The sequence below is a fragment of the Thermococcus sp. SY098 genome (assembly GCF_035621495.1).
GTDB lineage: Archaea > Methanobacteriota_B > Thermococci > Thermococcales > Thermococcaceae > Thermococcus_B.
On the sequence record NZ_CP141821.1, the window covers coordinates 872,375 to 893,279 of the forward strand.

Here is a 20,905-nt window from a genome sequence, read left to right on the forward strand (position 1 = left end):
CACCTCCTCACACCTGGATCAGTAAGGGAACATAACCACAGCGGCAACAGCGGCGGCAGGCTTATTCTTCACCGTTATTTCTGCTGCTGCTACTTTGAATTCCTTAAGTTTCCACCCTCTGGTTCTAAAGCCCTCTTCCACCATTCTCTTGACCATCTCTGTTGCCTCCTCTTTTGTGCAGTATCCGCTGTACTCATATATGAGCCCTCCTTGGTTCCCCTCACTTATTCCAACACCCAACGCTGCACTTATTGTCGTACCGGGTTCATCACTCTCGATGTGAGCATAGACTGTAGGAAGGAGCATTCCAATTGGGATCTCTGGGACTTTTTCAATCCACTCTATATGCGATGGAATAACACTGCTGAGCTTTACAAGATTAACATTTCCAATCCCCATTTTAAGCAGGGCATTATCAAAGGCATTCAGCTTGGTCCCACCTTCAGCACTCGCAGCAAGCATAATCGCTTTTTTTGGAGTTGTCCAGCTCATCTCTCTTTACCCCCAATTTTGACTATTATTAACAACTCAATTCCAATTTTAATAAAAATTACTGGAAAATTTTAAGTTCAATTAAACCATACTTGATGGTTTGCTTATAAGCATTTCGCTTTCAGGCAGAATTTGAAATAACCAATTAATAACCGATCACTCCAAAAATGGTCTAAAATAAGCAGTTAAAAACAAAAACAAACCTTCAAAAATCAGTTTTCATCCTCACGTTTCTTTATTGTTTATATGGGAGATAATCCTACCAATTGTCGCCGAGACAAAAATACCCATTATGCTGGCAAGGGATGCAAGTGCATACATGTGCTGGCTTAAAACTCCATAGGTATATCCAATTTCTCCAACTAAAAGTCCCAAAACACCAAAACTGGCAATTCCTGCTCCTCTTGCTAAGGATGTCTTGAGGTCATGCTCCCAGACGAGAACTGTCGTAAGAAGAACCCTAACCAAGTAAATCACCACAAAGAAGTATACAACCTCAAGAGAGAACTCTGTTTCAAAGTTTATTCCTCTCCAAGCGAAGAAAATTGGTGCAAATATCCCGTATGTAACCCCGGATATTATGGTGTAAAGCCTTTCGTACTGTTTTGTTCCCACAAGATCACTATGGAGAATTAAACCTACCAGAAATGCTCCAATGCTAAAGTGAAGACCTATCTGTTCGCTTATTAATGCAAGAGATGTTGCGAGAATCATGACTATTCCAAAAACAGCCTCATCGCTTTTCAATCTTCTCAACGCTCGTATTATCCAGACTTTATGCTGAATCCCAATAAAATAGTTTAGTCCAAGCACGGTTCCCAAGAACACTATGTCCTTAACAAACTCAAAAAACAGTTCCATATAGCTTAAATGGTGGAGCTCAAAATTTATCAAGAGGTAAAGAATAACAAGACTTCCAACTTCACTTATAACGGCATATGAAAGTGCAACATGGAGAAAATCGTGACCAAAGAATCTCGTAAATCTTATTACAATTGGTGCGGATGCAACGGCAAGTATCGATGCCACTATAAGATTGTCCGTAGAAAAACGGTAGTTTGTGAATGGCAGAGTTAGAAATAGCATCACTACATACGTCACAATGTACATCGGCAGGCTCTTCTTCCCTCCAAGATGAATCTCCTCAGGAGTTAGCTCAAGGCCCGCATAGATCATAAGAAAAAATATGCCCAGCTCTGCAAGGAGAACCATTTCTTCCCTTGGAAGATTCTTTAAAAGCACTCCAAGTAACAATCCTGCACTTATTTCACCGAGAAATCCCGGATACCCTAATCTCTCAAAAATTTCAGCCAAAATCCTTGCCACTGCAATGATTATAAAAACATACCCTATAACATCCACGCGAATCCCCCTTTAGTTATAGAGAACATTATTTAAAAATTTTCGGAAAATTTCAAAGAGGTAGAATTAATTTTTAGATTAATGTCAAACTTTCGAACATTAATTCGCAAAGTTTATTATTGTTGTATCCTAACATGCTTTGATGAACCATGAGACATTATGAGATTGTTAGAATAAAAGAAAACGGAAAGATCGAGATACCATTAGAATTCGCATATGAGATTGGGCTATTGAAGGATGCCTATTTCTTAGTTGAAATTGATACTGATTTAAAAGAACTGCACTTGGAAAGGGTTGCCCTTCCTGGCAAGAAGCTTGTTGAAATTGAGCTTGTAGTCGAGGACAAGCCGGGAGTTCTTGCGAAGATAAGCGGAGTTCTTGGGCGAAATCGGGTGAACATTCTCTTCAGTGAAGCAGAGGAACTTGAAGGAATAGGGCTTGCCGCAATTGTAACCGTTGTAGATGTTAGTGAAGCAAAAATCAGTGTTGAAGAGCTCAAAGATGCACTGAAAAACATTGGGGAAGTGAAAGAAATAACACTAAAAATTCTGGAGTAGCAGGAATAAGGTAAATAACAAGAAAACAGCCATAAAGATGTTTATCTCCTCACCAACGGTTTTTGAAAATCTGTATCTGATGTCTCTTTCGATGATTCCGCTTCTCCTAAGGAGCACAAAACCCATAACTGAGGAAACAATCAAAACAAAATCCATATAATCAATCCTCTGACCGTAATACACTCCTAAGGCTAACACCAACAAAGAGAGCAAAAATGGGGAAATCCTCTGGAGTAAATAGGCGTTGAAGTTCTCACGAGACTTCAGGAGATAGTAGTTGAGCTTTGTGAACGCAACGAGTGTCCCAATGCCTGCGATATAAAGAATGTACCCTAAGGGCTTTTTGATTCCATTGAGTAAGAGGCTTTTTCCATAAGCCCCCACAAAAGGCGAAACACCTCCTATCGCTAAGCTGAGCATAAGAATGCTAAGCATTAAGATTGCGTCTCCTCTATAAGACAGATTTCTTATTTCTTTTGATTTCTGTGCTCTTATCAGCGCCCCGACACTTAGAAACAGTGCCCCTTTAATGAGAGCGTGGGCAAGGGCATAGTACACACTCCCGAGGATATTTAAAGTCGATACTCCTAATACCACATACCCCATCTGGGAAACCGTGGAGTATGCCAGAAACTTCTTGATATTCCTCTCAACAATCATCAGCACAATACCGAAGAATATAGATGCAAATGCCACAACCATAAGAACAGTTAGAAACCTTTTAGTTAGGGGGAGGGAAAGATACAGCAACAGCATGCCATAAACTGGGACTTTAACCACAATTCCAGAAAGCAAAGCAGAAACAGGATCCGGAGCTTTTGAATGAGCATCCGGAAGCCAAGAATGCAGGGGAAAAACACCTGCCTTTAACAGCAGTGCGGAGAACGCTATACCTGCTGCAACATCTATCTCCCGAGAAGGCAGTATACTGCCACGGATAAGTTCGGTGTTCAAGTAACCTGTCTTTAGATATATCATTCCAACCGCAAAAACAAAAAGGTAAGAGGCAGTGAGGGATAGAATCAGATACTTATATGCTGCTCTTTTGGCACCTTTCTCTTCTGAAATAGCAATTAAAGCAAACGCTGAAACAGATGCAATTTCCATGTAAATGTAATAATTGAAGAGATCCCTTGAGATAAAAGCCCCTAAAAGTCCCGCATGCATCAGAAGTAAGAGGGAGTATATTTTGCCGTTCTTCCTGTGTTTTGAAAAGTATTCAATAGAGTAAATGGAGACTGCAAAAAACAATATCAGCTCAGCAAGTACAAAATAGACGTTAATATAATCAAGGGAAACCTGAATCCCAGCTGTTTCTGCATATCCCCCTACAATTTCATCCAGAGGTATTTTTCCTCTTATCCCAAAGAAAACAATCCACGGTGAGATGGCACCTGTTAAGAATAATAAGCGAGTAATCTTAGCCCTAACACCAAGAACATCAAAAAGAGAAACCAAAAATGCAAAAAGCAGAGGGTATGCCACTAAGAGTGGAATCACATCTCATCCCCCCTCATCCTTAAGATAATAGCCAGAGCGAGGGATGTTATTGCAACGTCAACAACAAGAGTTGTGAGCATCAGAGTAGCAGGCAGGGGGTCAACAACTGTCTGCTGAGGCATTATTGGAACTTCTCCTCCTTCAACGTATCCCGTTCCTACAAAAAACAACACCAGACCAGTTGATGCAACATTAACCGATAGAACTTGTTTGATTAAATCTTTCTTTGTCATCAGCCCGTAGAGTCCAATCAGCATGATCAGTATGCCCGCAATTTCAGCGTTAATCACTTTCGACCCACCTCAGCAGGATATAAAACACAAATGTAAACGCTGCACCAACCTTCAGACCAACCGATATGTTAAACAACGGTATGATCCCACCGCTTATCACAGATCCAAATTGTCCCTTGGTTAAGAAATTATAGAAAAAGCTCCCGAACATAAACCCAATCAACCCAAGAGACACCAGAAACACTGCTGAGATGTTCTCAATCATACCAACTTCTTTAAATTTAAAGCGTTTTCTAACTTTTTTATATCCATGCGATGTTATAAGGAGAATTACGCTAACTGCAAGGACTACCCCAGCCTGGAATCCTCCTCCCGGGCTTAAATGTCCATATATCATTAGATACACGGCATATGTCACAAGAAAGGGACTGATGAGCTTTGTTGTTGTCCTCACAACAGTGCTCATTTTCACTTTTTCTTCCCCCCTAAGAGAAGATAGAAACCGATAACTGCCGTAAAAAGGAGGGTCGCCTCACCAAGAGTGTCGTATGCACGCCAGTCGGCTAAAATGGCAGTTACAAGATTTGGAATGTTCACCTCTTGCCAGTGTGAAATGTAATATTCATAGCTTCCCCCTTCAACCTTAGAGTAATCCAGCTGCAAAAAGGTAAATGCCAATGAAAGAACGATTAGGATAGCAGTAATCTTTCTCACTTCTTTGTTCCCCCCGACTTTTCTACCTCTTCTATCGTGAACAGAAAAATTCCAATAATCACAGCCCCCACAACTATAGCAGATAAGGCAACGTCCGGTGCTTTAAGCTGGAAGAGCACCAGCACAAATATGAGGCTTAGCAAAGCATATTTAACCACTGCAGCCACCAAATCCCTTTCCTCAATAACCGCAAGTGCTGTGATAACCATAAGGACAAGTAAGAGCTCATGGATTATCCCAAGCATACATATCCACCACCACTTTTGGTTTTATTCCATATTTGTATGCCCCTTTTGCTATTGCGTGCGAGACCATGGGATTTATCAACGCTATCAGAAATGCCAAGAGAAGAAGCTTAAGTTTGATGAAAACAGACGCATCAGTGTAGAGCGCCAAAGCTAAGAGAATTGTCATTGCACCTCCAGTATCACATTTTGTAGCTGCATGCAATCTCGTATAAACATCAGGAAAGCGGAGTATTCCTAAAGCACCAAACACCATTACAACCTCTCCAAATGCCAAAAGCATATACTCAATCACTTCTGCCCCTCCTTTCGAGATACTTTGCCAGAATTAATCCACCAACTGCATTAACCATTAAAAGAACAACTGCCAAGTCTACCAGAAAGTACTGCTTGTTTATAACGGAGAGAATTGCTATTATAACAACGACTTTTGTAGTTATTGTGTTGAGCCCAACTACCCTGTCAGGCAACGTTGGTCCAAATAACACCCGGTACATGAGCATAACGCTTGTGGATATCAGCACTATAACCCCCCATCCAAAAGGATTCACCAGAATATTTTCTTCAACCATTCCTCTATGTCCCCCTTAATTTTTTCTCCCGCCTTTTCCCTGTTGAGGGTTTCAACGTCAATCCAGTGCACATACAGATAAGTTTCCCCCAGCCTCTTTGAGACATCAAGTGTTAATGTACCTGGAGTTAAGGTTATTGAGTTTGCAAGTATCGTGACGCCTGTATCTGAATGCAGGTCTGTTTTTATCTTTATTATTCCAGGGTTTATGTCCATGAGGATGACATTCTTAGCAACTTTTATGTTGCTTTCAATCAGACGAAACGCCATTATTATAAGGTATTGGGGAGCGTACAGCAGCAGAAAATACACAATTTTCTCAATTAGGTGTCCTCTATGCCTAACATCCTCCATAAGCATATCCCTCATAAATGATGCAATAATGAGTGTTGCAATCGCACCTATGATTAGATTGTCTAAAGAAGTATTTGCAGTGATTACAATCCAGAAAGAAAATAGAAGTATCCACGTCAAAACTATTCGCTCCCACACGGGGAGTTTCTGAGCATCATAACTTTCATAGAGTACCCTCCTTTGAACTTCTTCTAATCGTTCTTTGAGATAGAAGGGAATCCTGCTCATGGTTTAATATTTAGTTTTTGGAAGTTATAACCCTTTTTGAAACTTTCAGTGTGAGTAGATCAACGGAACTTTATGAGCTCAGTACCCTTATTCCGTTGCTCTTTTAATTTTAATCTTTTGGTTAAAAACTCCTCTTTAGTTTTCAACTTTAGGTTTTGGAAAGATATAAATTATCCTCTTCCAAATTTGAGATAGGTGAGAAGATGAAAGCATATCACATTCACGTCGAAGGCATAGTTCAAGGGGTTGGGTTCCGACCTTTCGTTTACAGAATAGCCCATGAGCACAACTTAAGAGGTTACGTCAAAAACCTTGGAGATGCAGGGGTTGAAATTGTAGTCGAAGGGGAAGAGCATGATATTAAAGCTTTTCTTCATGACCTAAAATACAGGGCACCACCTCTTGCTAAAATCGAAAAGGTTAAGAAAAGAGAGATACCCCCTCAAGGATTTGACAACTTTTACATAGAGAAGAGCTCTCAAGGTGGCTCCGGTGGTGATTCAATAATTCCTCCCGACGTTTCAATATGTGAAGATTGCATCAGGGAACTTTTTGATCCAACCAACAAGAGATATATGTATCCCTTCATTGTGTGTACAAACTGCGGGCCGAGATTTACTATAATTGAAGATTTACCCTACGACCGCATCAATACGACAATGAGAGAGTTTGAGATGTGTGAATTCTGTGAGAGCGAGTATAAAGACCCGCTAAACAGAAGATACCATGCTGAACCCGTCTGCTGTCCTGTTTGTGGGCCATCTTACAGGCTCTACACAAGAGAAGGGAAGGAAATCATCGGAGATCCAATAAAAAAGACGGCAGAGCTGATTGATAAGGGATACATCGTGGCTATCAAGGGAATCGGCGGAATACACATTGCTTGCGACGCAACAAACGAAGATGTTGTTGAAGAACTGAGAAAGAGAATCTTAAGACCCCAGCAGCCTTTTGCTTTAATGGCAAAAGACTTAGAAACTATTGAGAGCTTTGCTATAGTTAGTGACGCTGAAAAAGAGGAGCTTTTGAGCTACAGGAAACCAATAGTTGCGCTGAGAAAGAAAGAACCTTTCCCGCTTCCAGAAGCTTTAGCTCCAGGTCTGCACACGATAGGTGTCATGCTCCCATATTCTGGCATTCATTACCTGCTCTTCCACTACTCAAAGAGCCCCGTTTATGTCATGACATCCGCAAACTATCCTGGCCTGCCGATGGTCAAAGATAATGACAAAGCTTTCAAAGAGCTCAAAGATTTAGCTGATTACTTCCTCCTGCATAACAGAAAAATCCTGAATAGAGCAGATGACAGCGTTATAAGATTTGTAGATGGAAAAAGAGCAGTCATTAGAAGGAGCAGAGGTTTTGTGCCTCTGCCAATAGATATTCCATTTGAGTTTATTGGTTTAGCCGTTGGTGCAGAGCTCTTAAATGCCTTTGGCTTCGCCAAAAACAGAAGGGTCTATCCAAGTCAGTATATAGGTAATACTTCAAAGGTTGAAGTCCTTGAGTTCATGCGTGATGCCATAGCACATTTCCGCAAAATTTTGAGGATTAGGAACCTTGATTTGGTAATATCAGATCTACACCCCCTCTACAACACAACAAAACTCGCCATGGAAATAGCTGAAAATGAGGGAGTCGAGTTTCTGCAAGTGCAGCATCATTATGCTCACATAGCCTCAGTGATGGCAGAAAACAAATTAGATGAAATAATCGGAATAGCTGTTGACGGTGTCGGATATGGGGTTGATGGCAACACTTGGGGAGGGGAAGTCATCTACATGAGTTATGAAGACGTGGAAAGATTAGCACATATTGATTACTACCCGCTCCCTGGTGGGGACTTGGCAAGCTACTATCCTCTCAGAGCACTGGTGGGCATTTTAAGCAAAATATATGACATAGAAGAAGTCAAAGGAATTATTCAAAGATGCTGTCCAAAGGCCATTGATAGCCTAAAATATGGCAAAGTCGAGTTCAATGTGATCCTAAATCAGCTTGCGAGAGAGATAAATGTCAGCTATGCATCTTCAACAGGAAGAGTCTTGGATGCTTTTGCCGTTATGCTGAATGTCGCATACAGGAGAACATACGAAGGAGAACCAGCGATGAAGCTTGAAAGCTTTGCATTCAGGGGTAAAAATGATTTAGGGTTCAGTATTCCGATTGATGGTGAGAAGATTAAAGTTGAAGAGATGTTCAGGCAGGCTCTTGAAGTGAAAGCAAATCCCGCAGACATTGCTTACTCTGTCCACTTAGCCCTTGGAAGGGCTTTTGGGGAGATAGCAGTTGAAAAAGCAAAGGAATTTGGAGTAAAGAATGTTGGAATAAGCGGCGGTGTTGCATATAATGAGCTGATAGTAAAAACCATAAGAAAAATTGTCGAGCGCAACGGGTTGAAATTCTATGCTACCCAGGAAGTTCCCAGAGGAGACAACGGTATAAACGTTGGACAGGCATTTTTAGGTGGACTTTACCTGGAAGGTTATCTAAGCAAGGAGGATTTAATGCTTTAGCCATTTCTCTCAGATTTCTATTACCCAAAAATGACCCAAAACAGCTTAAAATATCTGACTCCATTAAAGTTTCAGAGGTGGCCAAAATGAAAATTAAGCTTGAATATGGAGCTGGTGGAGAGCTGATGGAGGAGTTCATTAAAGAGTTCATCCTAAAGAACCTAAGTCTAAAATCAGCAGGAGGAGTTGGACTGGAGGCATTAGATGATGGTGCAACAATTCCTTTTGGAGACAAGCATATAGTGTTCACAATTGACGGACACACAGTTAAGCCCCTCTTTTTCCCTGGTGGGGATATTGGAAGATTGGCTGTCAGCGGGACAGTTAATGATCTGGCAGTTATGGGGGCAAAGCCCTTAGCTTTGGCAAATTCCATGATCATTCAAGAAGGATTTGACAGTGGAGATTTTGAAAGGATCCTACAGTCAATGGATGAAACTGCTAAAGAGGTTCCGGTTCCGATAGTTACTGGAGATACAAAGGTGGTTGAAGACAAGATTGGGATCTTTGTGATTACAGCCGGACTCGGAATAGCTGAGAGGGTCATCACGGACTCTGGAGCAAAGATTGGAGATGTTGTTTTAGTCAGCGGAACGGTTGGAGATCATGGAATAGCCATAATGAGCCACCGTGAGGGAATAGCATTTGAAACTGAGCTCAAGAGCGACGTTGCACCAATTTGGGAAGTCGTCAAAGCAGTTGCCGATGCAATCGGATGGGAAAATATCCACGCAATGAAGGATCCAACACGTGGTGGTTTAAGCAATGCCTTGAACGAGATAGCGAGAAAAAGCAACGTTGGGATTCTCGTGAGAGAAAGTGATATTCCAGTAAAGCCAGAAGTTAGAGCAGCAAGTGACATGCTTGGAATAAGCCCCTATGAAGTGGCAAATGAGGGCAAGGTTGTTATGGTTGTTGGAAAGGAGTATGCTGAGGAAGCACTTGAAGCCATGAGAAAGACAAAAAGAGGAAAAGACGCCGCAATAATTGGAGAAGTTATCAGCGAATATAAAGGCAAAGTTATCTTGGAGACAGGAATTGGCGGCAAAAGGTTCATGGAACCCCCTGTTGGAGATCCTGTGCCGAGAGTTTGCTGATGCAATCCCATAGCTCCTCTATTTGCGGAACTATCTCTATTTCTTTACCCTCCAAACTGTCGTAAATGAACTTCTGATTAAATGGAATGACCACATCGGGCTTAACATTAACTTTGTCCAAAATTTCCGGTAAAGCCTTATTTAGAACAAAAATCTGCTTTAAGCCAGCTTTTTCAGCCAGTTTTTCAATCTTTCTTGAAAGCTCAATTGATTCCAAGTTGGGCTCTGCAACATTTACTATAACATCAACTTCTAAGTCTATTCCTCTTCCAAAGTGCTCTATTCCAGCTTCAGTATCAACCAAAACAATCTCTCCTTTCTTTGGTTGTAGACTCTTTAAAAATTTCTTTGCTAAGACCCCATATGGACAGGCACATCCTTCGCCAGGTTCTTCAATCTTACCAATGCTCATCACACTTAAGTTTTCTCTTTTTGAGAGAATTTCCTCTGGAATTTCCTCAAAGGTCTTAGGCAGTTCTGGATTATTTAGAATTGCTTTTACTTGCTGCTTTCCACCTAAATATTCCGCCAAAGTTTTTGTTTTGGACAAGCCTAACATTCTGTATAGGCCAGGATTTGACTCATCCGCATCCACTATTAGGACTTTATAACCCTTATTCGCTAAGTACTTTCCGAGCATTGCTGTAATTGTGCTTTTCCCACAACCACCTTTTCCGCATATTAAAATCTTCATTACTATCTCACCAAACTCAAAACCAGTAGCCTGATTTATAACACTTTCTTGATAATTAGTATTACAAAAGATTTATGTGCATATGCACAAGATTTATATGAAGAAGAATTCAACAATGTGCTGGTGGTTAATAATGAGAATTACAATTCCAGCAAAAGATGACAAGGGGCTGAAAAGTGAGGTCTGTGAACATTTTGGAAGGGCAAAGTATTTTGTTTTTGTAGATGTTCAAGACGACAAAATTGAAAACGTGGAGATTGTAGAGGTTCCATTTGAAGAGCACAGCCCAGGAGATTTGCCAAACTTCATAAAAGAGCATGGAGGCGAACTTGTCCTGGCTTATGGTATAGGAAAGAGAGCAATGACATACTTCCAGAGCTTGGGAATACAGGTAGTTACAGGGGCACATGGGAAAATAGAAGGTGTGGTTAAGGATTTTATGCAAAGAGGGGGATAGAAAAGCAAAGACTTGACTTATTTTTTAAAACACTCCACTTCCTCTTCTTCCATTTTGATAATTTTTGAAAGCACGCATTCAAGTGCATTAAGATCAGATAGAATTTCTTCGAATCTTACTTTCTGCTCAAAGGATTGTTCCTTTTTCATCAAAATAGAGACTATATTCTTAAGGGGTTTTACTTCTTTTTCAAGAATTTCCTTGGGTTGCTTTAGGAACTTCTCGAGAAATGCGGGGATAGGATAAAACAACTTCGTTTTACCATTCTTTCTAACGATTACAAGATAATCCCGGGCAAGTTTGTTTAAGGACGTAGAGACTGAAGAACGACTCAAACCTGTCAATTGCACAAGCTCGTTTATTGTAAGGGGTTTTTCATTCAATAGAAGGAGGGCATATACTTTACCGTCAGTGTGAGTATAGCCCCATCTTATCATCATCCTTTCAACGATTTCAATGAATTTTTTACTTTCTCTATCCTCTCCCTTCATCTTACAAACACCTAATAAAATAAAGTCGAAGGCATATTTAAGCTTTTTTCAGTTGAATTTGATATGACAGTTATAACAGTTATATCGAAAATTTTATACAGAAGGGTATCCAATCATATAATTGGGGGGAGGAAGATGAAAGGTAGTAGTAAGAGTAAAGGGAACCAACTCACGACAGCTCTTATGGCATTTAAAATCATTTTAGGGAACCCCCTTGCGAGACTCCTCATCAGACCTGCCTTGAAAAAATATGAGATAGAAGGCAGGGAACTCCCAGCACTCTACTGGGCTCTCAGCATTTATGCAGGTGAAAGCATAAACTGCCCACTCATGATACGCTTCCAGGCAGAGATTATAAAAACTCTCCTTAAACTCGGCATAAAAATTGCAAAGGGTGATGAAGAAGCTGTTAAGGAAGCCCTTCTCCGGGATCCGCATATAAGGCGTGGTATTTGGGTCGTCCTTGAAGGTATTGCGAGATATGGAATTACAGCACCTCAACGTTTAGCGGGACCATTTCTTATAGTATGGAACTTCACCAATATGTGCAACCTCCGCTGTCAACACTGTTACCAAAGAGCTGACAAACCGCTTTCAAGCGAACTTTCACTAAAGGAAAAACTGAACCTTGTTGAACAGCTTGATAAAGCTGGAGTTGCAGCTGTCGCCCTTAGTGGGGGTGAACCAACAATTCATCCACACTTCCTGAGAATTGTAAGGGAACTCTCAAATAGAGGGATACACACCTCAGTCGCTACCAATGGCTGGACTTTTGCTAATAAAGAGGAACTTAAGAGAGCCATTAATGCAGGCATAAAGTACGTAGAGGTTAGTGTAGACTCAGCAAACCCAGAGAGGCATGACAAATTCAGAGGAATTCCTGGCTCATGGGAACATGCTATAAAAGCCCTTGAGAATGCTGTAGAGCTTGGAGTAAGCCATGGAATGGCAACGATAATGAGTAAGGAAACATTCAATGAAATAGATGAAATTCTTGACTTAGCGGAGAGCATAGGTGTGAAACGGGTTATCTTTTTCAACTTCGTGCCAACTGGGAGGGCTGAAAGGATAGTGACAAAGGATCTTTCGCCTGAAGAACGCGAGGAATTCATGAAAGAAATTTACAAACAGATGAAAAGAAGGAAGATTGAGATATTGACAACTGCTCCTCAATATGCCCGTGTCACTTTTTTAATAAGTGAAGGCAAGAGTATAACACCAGCTCACTTCTATATTGGAGAAACGAACTCCGTGAAGACCTTAGCAGAATTCATAGGTGGCTGTGGTGCCGGAAGAATATATGCAGGTATAGAGCCCGATGGAACAATTGTTCCCTGTGTGTTTCTTCCATTACCTGTAGGCAACATTAGAATTAAGTCTTTCAAAGAGATATGGGATACAAGCAAAATATTTAACATTCTTCGAGATAGGAATAACTTCACAGGCACATGTAGGAGTTGTCCCTATAGGAACATCTGCGGTGGTTGTCGTGCCAGAGCCTACTACTATACCCTTAATCTCATGGGAGATGATCCAGGCTGCATAATAAACAGACGAATATGGGATGATATCCTTAAACACAAAAAGATAAGAGGAACTACTGGGATAAATTGGGTTGATGAGAATGTTGCTATCCGTACTCCTGTGCTCCATCTCCCAAGCTATTATGAAACCCCTGGGATTGTTGAAGAAAAATCTTTTAAGAGCAATTGGGAAAAGACAGTAAAAGAAATTCATGCCTAATTTTCTTTCATTTTAATTTTCAACCTAAGGTTCAAGAAAATTTTAAATTTTCTCAAATGGAATTTTTTTCAAGTGAATAAAAATGAAAATGAATGTGAAAGATTTTGCGCCTTCTTGGTTTGCAAGTGTCATGGGAACTGGAGCACTCGCTCTGGTTAGTCTGGCATACTCGAGCAAATTTTCAGTACTAAAAAGCGTTGCAATTGGATTGACATATTTAAATGTAGCGTTGTTCTTCATTCTTTTAATCCCATGAACTTTGAGATGGCTCAAATACAGAGAAAATGCTTTAAAGGATTTATACCATCCAGTAATCTGCCACTTTTATGGAACAATAGCAATAGCTCTGCTCGTTCTTTCTGCTGATTATCTGCTGATACTGAAGAATATCACCCTCGCAAAAGCTTTTTGGCTGATCGGTGTGGCTCTAACGATATTCTTCGCATTTTTGATCCCATACCTAATGTTCATACAAGAGAGAATCGACATCAAGAACGTTACTCCAGCTTGGTTCATTCCCCCTGTTGGTTTAATAGTCATTCCTCTGAGCGGAGGAGCTTTAATGAACACGTTCGCTGGGATCTGGAAAGAGGTTATGGTATTCGTAAATTACTTCGCATGGGGCGCCGGATTTTTCCTATATTTGGCTCTCTTTGCAGTAGTTATGCATCGCTTCATTGCCCACGAGCCTCTACCATGTGGAATTGCTCCAGCAATTTGGATTAATCTTGGTCCCATTGGAGCAGGAACCTCAACATTATATATGCTCGTGAAGAATTCAGAGTTTATAACGATGAAAGAAGCTTTCTTTGCTTTTGGGCTGATATTCTGGGGCTTCGGTGTATGGTGGTTTGTAATGGCCATTATCTTGACACTTCATTACATTAGAAAGCTCAATTTACCATACAGCTTGGCTTGGTGGGCGTTCATATTCCCACTTGGAGCTTATGTGAGCGCAACGCATAATGTTGCCTTAGCTTTTAAAATAAGCGTCATAGACAGCTTTGGATTTGCACTTTATTGGCTGCTTTTTGCTCTATGGTTGATAACAGGAATCAAAACTCTAAAACATACTGCCTTTTAGGTGAGTTTCTTTTTCTCTTTTTAATTGCAGACTGCATAGTTTATAAACCTCAGTCACACTAATTCTCTGGGAGGTGTGAAGATGCACGAATGGGCTTTAGCGGATGGAATTGTGAGAACTGCTATCGAATTCGCCAGACAGCACGGGAAAGATAAGATTCTTGGAATTAGAATCGTTCTTGGTGAATTACAAGACGTTAACGAGGAGATCCTCAAGTTCGCCATAGATGAGCTTAAGAAGGGAACAATAGCTGAGGATGCAGAGATTGAGTTCGTGATTGAGGAAGCAGAATTTAAGTGCAGAGACTGTGGCCATGTATGGAAGCTCAAGGAAGTTAAAGATAAGTTCGATGAGCGCATAAAAGAGGACATTCACTTCATTCCCGAGGTTGTCCACGTCTTTCTCTCATGCCCAAAATGTGGAAGCAGAGACTTTGAAGTTGTGAAGGGTAGGGGAGTCTATGTTGCTGCAATAAAAGTTGAGGGTGAAGAACAATGATCGACCCAAGAATAAAAGCAATTGAAGCGAGACTTGAAAAGGTTAAGAGGATTATTCCAGTCGTGAGCGGAAAGGGCGGAGTTGGAAAGTCATTGATTTCAACAACTTTAGCGTTAATCTTGGCTGAAAAAGGATACAAAGTTGGCCTGTTGGACTTAGATTTCCATGGAGCAAGCGACCATGTGATTTTGGGATTTGAGCCAAAAGAGTTTCCAAAGGAAGATAGAGGAATAGTTCCTCCAGAAGTTCATGGGATAAAGTTCATGAGCATCGTTTTTTACTCAGAAGATAAACCAACACCTTTGAGAGGGCATGAAATTAGCGATGCTTTAATAGAGCTTTTAGCAATCACAAGATGGGAGGATTTAGATTTCCTAATTATAGACATGCCCCCCGGAATGGGAGATCAGTTCTTGGATGTTCTGAGATTTCTAAAGAGGGGAGAATTTCTGGTTGTTGCTACACCCTCAAAGCTTGCTGTAAATGTTGTTAAAAAACTGCTTGAACTCCTCAAGGAGCAGAATCTCAAGACAATCGGTATCATTGAAAACATGAAACTGGACGATGAAAAAAACATTCAAAAACTCGCTGAAGAGTTTGGAGTTCCATACCTAATCGGTATTCCACTTTACAGGGACTTGGACGCAAAAATTGGCAACGTTGAAGAGCTTTTAAAGAGTGAATTCACAAAGAAGATCAGGGAAGTTGCTGAAAAGCTCTAATTTCATTTTATTTTTTGGTGATAGAAATGCTTAAGGAGTTTCTCCAAGGAGCTAAAAAGGTTGTAATCTGCGGCATTGGGAATGAGGTTAGGGGAGATGACGCTTTTGGAGTCATAGTGGCAGAAGAGCTTAAAAGTAGGCTGAAAAGTGAAAAAATCGTTATTCTCAACTGTGGAGAAGTCCCAGAGAGCTATGTTGGTAAAATAATCAATGAAAAACCTACACACGTTATATTCATAGATGCAGTTGACTTTGGGGGCAAACCTGGAGAAATTGTAATTGCAGACCCTGAGGGAACACTGGGAGAAAGTTTTTCAACACACAAGCTTCCGCTTAAGCTCTTAGTTGGCTATTTAAAGCAGAATATAAACGCAAAGTTTATCTTAATTGGATGTCAGCCAAAGCACCTGGGTCTGTTTGTAGAGATAAGTGAAGAGGTAAGGGATAGTGCAGAAAAATTAATTGAAATCTTAGCTCAAGAACTGGAGTTCTAACTTCTTTTCTCCAAAATTTTATCCAAAAAACTTTAAAATAAGCATGCTCAACACACTTTACGGGCTTTTTAAGAGCTTAAAAACTTGGGAGGTGCTTAAGGTGAGAGAAATTATAGCCAAAGTAAAGGAGAAAACAAATATCCCCGTTTATGAGAGAACAATAGAGAACGTTGTGAGCGCAGTTCAAGCGAGCAGTGACATATGGAGGATTGTAGATTTAAGTGAGGAACCTCTACCTTTAGTCGTTGCAGTTCTTGAAACGCTGAACGAGCTTGGGTATGTAGAGTTCAGAGATGGTGTATTTTTGACAGAAAAGGGCAGAAAATTTGCTGATGAGTATGGTATTGGCAAAAGAGAAGACTACACATGTCCTCACTGCGAAGGAAAAACCGTAGATATTAAGGCTTTTGGTGACCTCCTTGAGCAGTTCAAAGAGATAGTTAAAGATAGACCACAGCCAAAGCATGAATTTGATCAAGCCTACGTAACTCCAGAGACTACGGTGGCAAGAATAATCCTCATGCACACAAGAGGAGACCTGGAGAACAAAGAAGTCTTCGTTCTTGGCGATGATGACTTGACGAGCATTGCTTTAATGCTTTCGGGCTTGCCAAAGAGAATAGCTGTTTTGGACATTGATGAGAGGCTTATCAAGTTCATTGAAAAAACTGCGGATGAACTCGGCTACACCAACATTGAGATTTTCACATTCGACTTAAGAAAGCCTCTACCAGATTATGCACTTAGAAAGTTTGATACCTTCATAACAGATCCACCAGAGACCGTTGATGCCATAAGAGCCTTTGTCGGAAGGGGAATTGCTACACTCAAAGGCCCAGGCTGTGCTGGCTACTTTGGAATAACGAGAAGGGAAAGCTCACTGAACAAGTGGAGAGAGATTCAAAAGCTCCTCTTAAATGAGTTCAACGTTGTCATAACTGATATAATCAGGAACTTCAATGAATATGTAAACTGGGGTTATGAAGAGGAGACAAGGGCTTGGAAATTGCTTCCAATGAAAGTTAAGCCAAGGTACAACTGGTACAAGAGCTATATGTTCAGAATTCAGACTCTTGAAGGCTCAAAGGGTTATGAAGAGGAAATAAAGGATGAAGACATCTACAACGACGAGGAAGCCTCAACTACTTGAACTTCTTATTGCTTTTTCTTTGCTTTACACACATTAACTCTTCTTAGGCAATTGCCGAAACATTTATAATTACAGAAAGAGAAAAATATACCATGCTTGAGAAGGAAAAGGAAGCTCTGGCTAAGAGAATTGCAGGGGAGATTACACTTTCTTCAGACCCTGGAAAAACCATGCGCAAGTGGAGAGAGATTTTTGGGATTAGTCAAACGGAATTGGCTGAGTATTTAGGGGTTTCCTCTTCGGTAATTAGCGATTATGAAGGTGGCAGAAGAAAAAGCCCCGGTGCTTCGACAATAAGAAAGTTTGTTGAAGCTCTGCTTGAAATTGATGAGAGAAGGGGAGGGAACGTAATTAAGGCTTTCAGCAAGACCCTTGGAAGCGAGTTCCCAACCAGTGCAATCCTTGACATTAGGGAATTTGCCCTTCCCGTAACTGTACGGGACATAGTCCATGCCGTTAAAGGAGACGTTGCTGCCAACATTGATCTGCTTGATAGACCAATTTATGGATATACCGTTGTGGACAGCATTCAGGCAATCCTCGAAATGAGCAGCGAGGAATTCCTCAAGCTCTATGGATGGACTACAGAGAGGGCTTTAGTTTTCACAAAGGTGACAACCGGGAGGAGTCCTATGATTGCTATCAGAGTCCAAGGACTGAAGCCAGCCGTTGTAGTGCTGCATGGAGTTAAGAAACTCGATGAGCTGGCAGTTAAAATAGCCGAAAAGGAGAGGGTCCCATTAGTGGTCTCAAAAGTTGAAACCGAAAGTGAGCTTATAATGAATCTCAGAAAGCTTGTGGAAAAGAGAGAAAAAGAGCTCTGAATCAGAAAGGTAACTCCTTCATTCTCCATATATTTTGGTTAGCCAGTTTTTCTAATCTGTTCTTCATATGAAGCAGAACTTCGCTGAGTATTTTCCCGTTGTCATAATTGTTCACAATTGCCTTAAGCTCCTCTTTTGGTTTTTTCTTTAGCTCTTTTGCAATTTCAATCATTCTTGGATACGCTCTTATTATGTTGTCTACAACTGTGATATCTGCCATTCTGGCACTCCTTGAGAGGGGATTGAGGTCAATTGTAATGACAAACTTACCCATTGCAACCAATGCCTCAGTTCTGTCACCATCTTCCAATGGCACAACAACTACGTCAGCTTTCCATATGCCTCTCTCATCAACTTTTCCCCTCTCGCTTTCAAGATTTGGGATCCTCTTAGTTGGATTTATGCCCAAAAGCTCAACATCTGGGTCAATTTCCCTCAACGCTTCTGCTATCGCTTTAACCCTTTCTTCCGTGCGGTAGAAGAGGTTTATTTCAATCTTTGCGTTAAGGAGTTTTGCCAGTTCAATGGTCTCTTTAGGGACCAATGCCGCAACATTGCCGTTCACAGAAAGGACAGGATGTTCAGCGAGCAAAAGCTTAGCAACAGCTGCCCTCATAGCTCTTTCTGCTGGCTCAATTGTTTTTTCCCCAATTAAATAGTCAAAAGCCTCTCCCCTGCCATGGGCTATTAGTCCAGCTGTTGCCAGAATTCCGTTCTCTAAGGCTTCTTCAAGTTTATGCCTATAGTATAGGCTCCAATATCGGGGATGAGATTTAGGCACTTTGAATTCAGCCATTTTTCTGCCTCCTTCTTATTAGTAATGTTCCTACAAAGAGCATCAAGAACGAAGCGGGCCCACATATTCCACCTTTTTCGGATGTCGTTGTTATTGGGGAAGATGACGTAGTGGGGGCTGAAGAAGGAGTGGTGGTTGTCGTGGTAGCCGTCGTGGTTTCTGTCTTTGTGATAGTAACAGTAGTTGTTGCGGATGAAGAAGTCGTGGTTGTTTTTGTTGGAACTGGTGTAGTTGTAGTTGTCGTCATGATTGTTGTAGTTGTTGTGGTAGTAGTTAGACTTGGTATTCCCTTCTTTGGTTTTGTTCCAAAAGTGAAGAACCATGCATCACCGGCATGAGGTGAGTTGAGTATTCCTTCAACCTGCATCACTTTAACAGAGCGAGGTTGTGAAGCAAGTGCAACTTTAGTAACTTTCGGCGCATAATTACTCCAGGAAATCTTAAGTGTCCCGTAGAGTGTCTTTTTAGTAACCTCTGATACGTTTGGGATCACAAATTCCCAAGAGGAACTCTCAGTGTACCCAGCGACATAGATGACGGAGTCTTGCATGAGTGCACTTGTTATAAGGTCAGAACCAGCCCCAATGAACTTTCCAAACCACAATAATTTATCATCTCTTGTGAATTTTGCAATAAATGTGTCTTTATTTCTTGTCTCAAAATTCCCCGTATTTCCAACTAATATAAGCTCCGTGTTGTTTGGAATCACTGAGACTATCTTATCTTGATAACCAAGCCCAAAATTCATTGCATTTATTAGAGATCCGTCAGGAGAAACTTTGAGTAGAAATCCATCCCCAAATGCTAAGCTTTCACCTGTTGATCCACTTACATACAAGAGACCATCAAAAACTATATCTCCCACATCCTCCCTTTCATCCGTTGTCCATATTTTTGCCCATTCCAACTCTCCCTCTTTGCTGAGTTTTATAACAAAGACATCATTATCGTCCGTGCCAGCAACGTATACAGCATCTAAAGACACAGTTACAGCTTTTGCTTCGGTATTTCCTGTTCCAAACTGAACAAACCAAACAATATCCCCTCCAGGAGTTAGCTTTGCAACAAAACCCTCTTTGGTCTTTCCTGTTGGCTTTGTGTAACCCACTACATACAGATATTTATTGTCAAACGTAATATCATTTGCCTCATCATTGAAGCTCCTGCCAAATGTTTTGAAGTACTCTAAATCACCATCTGTGTCCAATTTTGCAATAAAAGCATCTGAATTTTCAAATGCCGTTGACCCCACTTGTCCAACTAAGTAAATGTTTTCTTCCCAGAGTATCGCCTTCTTGATCCAGAGCCTTTCTGAACTTTCTATTATTTTCTGGAACTCAAACTTGTCCCCTGTCATTTTCACAACAAAACCTACCCTATTTGAACCAAAACTGTCGCTTGAACCTATCATGAAAACGCTATCATTGTAAGGAATAAACGCTACCCCAATGTCATAAGCTGACCCGCCCCAAGTTAAGTAGTGGATTTCTTGAGCCAGCGAAAATGGCAACAACACTAATGCAACAAACAGCACAATAATTCGCTTCATGAACATCACCAAAAATAGTTGAGTTCAAGATTTAATAGGATTTTGTTACCATTCCCTCCTTCTGTCCCCAAAGAAAAATTTCATAAAACCAGAGAACTCTTCTCCCCTGAAGTCTTCATAAAGTTGGTTTGTCTCTTCGGGAGTCAGCCACTCAATATCATCAGGTATTCCCTCAGTAAAAAGGTATTCAATTTCATCCCCTTTTCTCGCAATATTAAGCGTGTAGATTTTCTTTCCAAGCTCCTGAGCTATCTTGATTTCATTTACAACTAAAGATGTAAATTTGCCGATTATTGCAACTGCAACAAAAAATTCTGCGTCTTTTATCATGTGACTTGTTCCTCTAAGCCCATAGTCTGAAGGCAGAACAATATTATTTGAACCAAGCTTTTCTTCAAGAATTTTAAGGATGACTTTTTCTGTCTGAGTATGATAAATTATGGTGGGCTCGCTTAGATAAATCAAAGGTCCGAATTTTTCCTTTTTCTTTCTTTTCAGAAATCCGAACATAAAATCACCTCAGGTGGGGATAAA

At 40.8% G+C, this 20,905-nt stretch carries 25 protein-coding genes and 1 pseudogene; 11 read left to right on the top strand and 15 right to left on the bottom strand.

Translation table 11 applies throughout. The annotated features are described in order from the left end of the window. Positions 1-18: 18 nt before the first annotated feature. Both VFC49_RS04885 and VFC49_RS04890 read right to left on the bottom strand, forming a co-directional pair. On the bottom strand, positions 19-492 hold the full coding sequence (locus VFC49_RS04885; RefSeq protein WP_324736407.1) for a pyruvoyl-dependent arginine decarboxylase: 474 nt from the start codon (positions 490-492) through the stop codon (positions 19-21). Between the two features lie 225 nt (positions 493-717). Next, positions 718-1,854, bottom strand: coding sequence for a cation:proton antiporter (locus tag VFC49_RS04890; RefSeq protein WP_324736408.1), 1,137 nt, complete (start codon positions 1,852-1,854; stop codon positions 718-720). A 149-nt stretch (positions 1,855-2,003) separates the two neighbouring features. On the opposite strand from VFC49_RS04890, the gene VFC49_RS04895 reads away from it, so the two are divergent. Then, a complete protein-coding gene (locus tag VFC49_RS04895; RefSeq protein ID WP_324736409.1) occupies positions 2,004-2,411 on the top strand; it encodes an ACT domain-containing protein in 408 nt (135 codons plus the stop codon). Here the strand turns inward: VFC49_RS04895 and VFC49_RS04900 are convergent. Genes VFC49_RS04900 through VFC49_RS04935 form a run of 8 tightly spaced genes read right to left on the bottom strand, consistent with a single transcriptional unit; the run spans position 2,394 to position 6,256 of the window. Beyond that, positions 2,394-3,911 carry a proton-conducting transporter membrane subunit gene (locus VFC49_RS04900; protein WP_324736410.1) on the bottom strand — a complete coding sequence of 506 codons (1,518 nt, stop codon included), beginning with the start codon at positions 3,909-3,911 and terminating at the stop codon, positions 2,394-2,396. The genes VFC49_RS04895 and VFC49_RS04900 overlap by 18 nt on opposite strands. Continuing rightward, positions 3,908-4,201 (bottom strand): cation:proton antiporter subunit C, encoded by a 294-nt coding sequence (locus tag VFC49_RS04905; protein WP_013467622.1) that lies wholly within the window; start codon positions 4,199-4,201, stop codon positions 3,908-3,910. The genes VFC49_RS04900 and VFC49_RS04905 overlap by 4 nt, the downstream gene beginning before the upstream one ends. Next, complete coding sequence (locus VFC49_RS04910; RefSeq protein ID WP_324736411.1) at positions 4,194-4,616, bottom strand: Na(+)/H(+) antiporter subunit B; 423 nt, start codon at positions 4,614-4,616, stop codon at positions 4,194-4,196. Before VFC49_RS04910 ends, VFC49_RS04905 begins: the two co-directional genes overlap by 8 nt. Further along, entirely contained in the window at positions 4,613-4,858 is a 246-nt protein-coding gene (gene mbhE / locus VFC49_RS04915; protein ID WP_324736412.1) for a hydrogen gas-evolving membrane-bound hydrogenase subunit E, read from the bottom strand. Before mbhE ends, VFC49_RS04910 begins: the two co-directional genes overlap by 4 nt. After that, positions 4,855-5,103, bottom strand: coding sequence for a hydrogenase subunit MbhD domain-containing protein (locus VFC49_RS04920; protein WP_324736413.1), 249 nt, complete (start codon positions 5,101-5,103; stop codon positions 4,855-4,857). Before VFC49_RS04920 ends, mbhE begins: the two co-directional genes overlap by 4 nt. Continuing rightward, the gene (mnhG, locus tag VFC49_RS04925) at positions 5,084-5,398 is read right to left on the bottom strand and encodes a monovalent cation/H(+) antiporter subunit G (protein ID WP_013467626.1); all 315 of its coding nucleotides are present in this window, start codon (positions 5,396-5,398) and stop codon (positions 5,084-5,086) included. The genes VFC49_RS04920 and mnhG overlap by 20 nt, the downstream gene beginning before the upstream one ends. Next, positions 5,391-5,675, bottom strand: a complete 285-nt coding sequence (locus tag VFC49_RS04930; protein ID WP_324736414.1) for a monovalent cation/H+ antiporter complex subunit F — start codon at positions 5,673-5,675, stop codon at positions 5,391-5,393. Before VFC49_RS04930 ends, mnhG begins: the two co-directional genes overlap by 8 nt. Continuing rightward, on the bottom strand, positions 5,651-6,256 hold the full coding sequence (locus VFC49_RS04935) for a Na+/H+ antiporter subunit E (RefSeq protein ID WP_324736415.1): 606 nt from the start codon (positions 6,254-6,256) through the stop codon (positions 5,651-5,653). Before VFC49_RS04935 ends, VFC49_RS04930 begins: the two co-directional genes overlap by 25 nt. 203 nt (positions 6,257-6,459) lie before the next feature. On the opposite strand from VFC49_RS04935, the gene hypF reads away from it, so the two are divergent. Further along, the gene (hypF, locus tag VFC49_RS04940; RefSeq protein WP_324736416.1) at positions 6,460-8,772 is read left to right on the top strand and encodes a carbamoyltransferase HypF; all 2,313 of its coding nucleotides are present in this window, start codon (positions 6,460-6,462) and stop codon (positions 8,770-8,772) included. Positions 8,773-8,858: 86 nt separating this feature from the next. Continuing rightward, positions 8,859-9,869, top strand: a complete 1,011-nt coding sequence (gene hypE, locus VFC49_RS04945) for a hydrogenase expression/formation protein HypE (RefSeq protein WP_324736417.1) — start codon at positions 8,859-8,861, stop codon at positions 9,867-9,869. On the opposite strand, the gene VFC49_RS04950 is transcribed toward hypE, so the two are convergent. Continuing rightward, positions 9,826-10,563 (bottom strand): P-loop NTPase, encoded by a 738-nt coding sequence (locus VFC49_RS04950; protein WP_324736418.1) that lies wholly within the window; start codon positions 10,561-10,563, stop codon positions 9,826-9,828. The two genes, hypE and VFC49_RS04950, sit on opposite strands and share 44 nt — an antisense overlap. Positions 10,564-10,696: 133 nt before the next feature. Between VFC49_RS04950 and VFC49_RS04955 the strand changes: the two genes are divergently transcribed. Next, positions 10,697-11,020, top strand: coding sequence for a NifB/NifX family molybdenum-iron cluster-binding protein (locus tag VFC49_RS04955; protein ID WP_324736419.1), 324 nt, complete (start codon positions 10,697-10,699; stop codon positions 11,018-11,020). A 17-nt stretch (positions 11,021-11,037) separates the two neighbouring features. Here VFC49_RS04955 and VFC49_RS04960 read toward each other — a convergent pair whose 3' ends face one another. Beyond that, the gene (locus tag VFC49_RS04960) at positions 11,038-11,511 is read right to left on the bottom strand and encodes a GbsR/MarR family transcriptional regulator (protein WP_013467633.1); all 474 of its coding nucleotides are present in this window, start codon (positions 11,509-11,511) and stop codon (positions 11,038-11,040) included. A gap of 135 nt (positions 11,512-11,646) precedes the next feature. On the opposite strand from VFC49_RS04960, the gene VFC49_RS04965 reads away from it, so the two are divergent. The 7 genes and pseudogenes from VFC49_RS04965 (at position 11,647) to VFC49_RS04995 (ending at position 18,026) form a co-directional block, all read left to right on the top strand. Next, positions 11,647-13,254 (top strand): radical SAM/SPASM domain-containing protein, encoded by a 1,608-nt coding sequence (locus tag VFC49_RS04965; protein WP_324736420.1) that lies wholly within the window; start codon positions 11,647-11,649, stop codon positions 13,252-13,254. Between the two features lie 82 nt (positions 13,255-13,336). Then, positions 13,337-14,338 (top strand): annotated as a pseudogene (gene tdt, locus VFC49_RS04970) (tellurite-resistance/dicarboxylate transporter). A gap of 81 nt (positions 14,339-14,419) precedes the next feature. Further along, positions 14,420-14,836 carry a hydrogenase nickel incorporation protein HypA gene (gene hypA / locus VFC49_RS04975; RefSeq protein ID WP_324736421.1) on the top strand — a complete coding sequence of 139 codons (417 nt, stop codon included), beginning with the start codon at positions 14,420-14,422 and terminating at the stop codon, positions 14,834-14,836. Further along, entirely contained in the window at positions 14,833-15,558 is a 726-nt protein-coding gene (locus VFC49_RS04980) for an Mrp/NBP35 family ATP-binding protein (protein ID WP_324736422.1), read from the top strand. The genes hypA and VFC49_RS04980 overlap by 4 nt, the downstream gene beginning before the upstream one ends. A 26-nt stretch (positions 15,559-15,584) precedes the next feature. After that, the gene (hycI, locus tag VFC49_RS04985; RefSeq protein WP_324736423.1) at positions 15,585-16,052 is read left to right on the top strand and encodes a hydrogenase maturation peptidase HycI; all 468 of its coding nucleotides are present in this window, start codon (positions 15,585-15,587) and stop codon (positions 16,050-16,052) included. A gap of 100 nt (positions 16,053-16,152) precedes the next feature. After that, positions 16,153-17,202: a N(4)-bis(aminopropyl)spermidine synthase gene (bpsA, locus tag VFC49_RS04990; RefSeq protein WP_324736424.1), complete on the top strand. Its 1,050-nt coding sequence runs from the start codon at positions 16,153-16,155 to the stop codon at positions 17,200-17,202. Positions 17,203-17,294: 92 nt separating this feature from the next. Then, the gene (locus VFC49_RS04995) at positions 17,295-18,026 is read left to right on the top strand and encodes a helix-turn-helix domain-containing protein (protein ID WP_324736425.1); all 732 of its coding nucleotides are present in this window, start codon (positions 17,295-17,297) and stop codon (positions 18,024-18,026) included. A gap of 1 nt (position 18,027) precedes the next feature. Here VFC49_RS04995 and VFC49_RS05000 read toward each other — a convergent pair whose 3' ends face one another. From VFC49_RS05000 to VFC49_RS05010, 3 genes are read right to left on the bottom strand one after another with little or no spacing between them, the layout of a single operon-like run. After that, positions 18,028-18,822, bottom strand: a complete 795-nt coding sequence (locus tag VFC49_RS05000) for a 4-phosphopantoate--beta-alanine ligase (RefSeq protein ID WP_324736426.1) — start codon at positions 18,820-18,822, stop codon at positions 18,028-18,030. After that, entirely contained in the window at positions 18,815-20,371 is a 1,557-nt protein-coding gene (locus tag VFC49_RS05005; RefSeq protein ID WP_324736427.1) for a CGP-CTERM sorting domain-containing protein, read from the bottom strand. Before VFC49_RS05005 ends, VFC49_RS05000 begins: the two co-directional genes overlap by 8 nt. Positions 20,372-20,416: 45 nt before the next feature. After that, positions 20,417-20,881, bottom strand: a complete 465-nt coding sequence (locus VFC49_RS05010) for a hypothetical protein (RefSeq protein ID WP_324736428.1) — start codon at positions 20,879-20,881, stop codon at positions 20,417-20,419. Positions 20,882-20,905 lie beyond the last annotated feature (24 nt).

Excerpts from the sequence above, each read along its gene's own strand:
- VFC49_RS04885 (WP_324736407.1), bottom strand. The coding sequence starts at position 492 with ATGAGCTGGACAACTCCAAAAAAAGCGATTATGCTTGCTGCGAGTGCT.
- VFC49_RS04895 (WP_324736409.1), top strand. The coding sequence starts at position 2,004 with ATGAGACATTATGAGATTGTTAGAATAAAAGAAAACGGAAAGATCGAG.
- VFC49_RS04920 (WP_324736413.1), bottom strand. The coding sequence starts at position 5,103 with ATGCTTGGGATAATCCATGAGCTCTTACTTGTCCTTATGGTTATCACA.
- VFC49_RS04930 (WP_324736414.1), bottom strand. The coding sequence starts at position 5,675 with ATGGTTGAAGAAAATATTCTGGTGAATCCTTTTGGATGGGGGGTTATA.
- VFC49_RS04935 (WP_324736415.1), bottom strand. The coding sequence starts at position 6,256 with ATGAGCAGGATTCCCTTCTATCTCAAAGAACGATTAGAAGAAGTTCAA.
- hypF (WP_324736416.1), top strand. The coding sequence starts at position 6,460 with ATGAAAGCATATCACATTCACGTCGAAGGCATAGTTCAAGGGGTTGGG.
- hypE (WP_324736417.1), top strand. The coding sequence starts at position 8,859 with ATGAAAATTAAGCTTGAATATGGAGCTGGTGGAGAGCTGATGGAGGAG.
- VFC49_RS04950 (WP_324736418.1), bottom strand. The coding sequence starts at position 10,563 with ATGAAGATTTTAATATGCGGAAAAGGTGGTTGTGGGAAAAGCACAATT.
- VFC49_RS04955 (WP_324736419.1), top strand. The coding sequence starts at position 10,697 with ATGAGAATTACAATTCCAGCAAAAGATGACAAGGGGCTGAAAAGTGAG.
- VFC49_RS04960 (WP_013467633.1), bottom strand. The coding sequence starts at position 11,511 with ATGAAGGGAGAGGATAGAGAAAGTAAAAAATTCATTGAAATCGTTGAA.
- VFC49_RS04965 (WP_324736420.1), top strand. The coding sequence starts at position 11,647 with ATGAAAGGTAGTAGTAAGAGTAAAGGGAACCAACTCACGACAGCTCTT.
- hypA (WP_324736421.1), top strand. The coding sequence starts at position 14,420 with ATGCACGAATGGGCTTTAGCGGATGGAATTGTGAGAACTGCTATCGAA.
- VFC49_RS04980 (WP_324736422.1), top strand. The coding sequence starts at position 14,833 with ATGATCGACCCAAGAATAAAAGCAATTGAAGCGAGACTTGAAAAGGTT.
- hycI (WP_324736423.1), top strand. The coding sequence starts at position 15,585 with ATGCTTAAGGAGTTTCTCCAAGGAGCTAAAAAGGTTGTAATCTGCGGC.
- VFC49_RS04995 (WP_324736425.1), top strand. The coding sequence starts at position 17,295 with ATGCTTGAGAAGGAAAAGGAAGCTCTGGCTAAGAGAATTGCAGGGGAG.
- VFC49_RS05000 (WP_324736426.1), bottom strand. The coding sequence starts at position 18,822 with ATGGCTGAATTCAAAGTGCCTAAATCTCATCCCCGATATTGGAGCCTA.
- VFC49_RS05005 (WP_324736427.1), bottom strand. The coding sequence starts at position 20,371 with ATGAAGCGAATTATTGTGCTGTTTGTTGCATTAGTGTTGTTGCCATTT.
- VFC49_RS05010 (WP_324736428.1), bottom strand. The coding sequence starts at position 20,881 with ATGTTCGGATTTCTGAAAAGAAAGAAAAAGGAAAAATTCGGACCTTTG.